General features: G+C 48.9%; 1 protein-coding gene. It reads right to left on the bottom strand.

The window, feature by feature from the left end:
* On the bottom strand, positions 1 to 393 hold a 393-nt coding region (locus tag GPA22_RS22540), incomplete at both ends, for a cytochrome ubiquinol oxidase subunit II (protein ID WP_425483977.1).

Raw genomic sequence — 393 nt, 5'->3', positions numbered from 1 at the left:
GGGTAGATGAAGAACCATTTCCAGTCCATGGAAACCACTTCGATGGTAATGGGCTTCTCGTCGTGTGCCAGCGGCTTGCTAGGCTCAAGAGCGTGAGTGGTTTTCCAGGTCAGTACCGCAAGGAAGATGATGATTAAGATAGGTACCGTCCAGACCACAGCTTCCACTTTATTGGAGTGTGACCAGTTCGGGCTGTACTTAGCATCTTTATTGCTCGCACGGTACTTCCAGGCGAAACCAACAGCCATCAAGATTGCGGGAATAACGACAATCAACATCAGGCCAAATGCCGTCAGTATCAGTGAACGTTGCTCCAGACCAATCTGTCCTTTGGGATCTAACAGCGCAGAATTACAGCCACTGAGCAATACAGTGCCTGCAAATAATGACAAC

This window comes from Aromatoleum toluvorans (genome assembly GCF_012910905.1).
In the GTDB taxonomy this organism is placed as follows: Bacteria; Pseudomonadota; Gammaproteobacteria; order Burkholderiales; family Rhodocyclaceae; genus Aromatoleum; species Aromatoleum toluvorans.
Note: the sequence above shows the minus strand (reverse complement) of the source record. Positions and strands in the feature narration are given on the sequence as shown.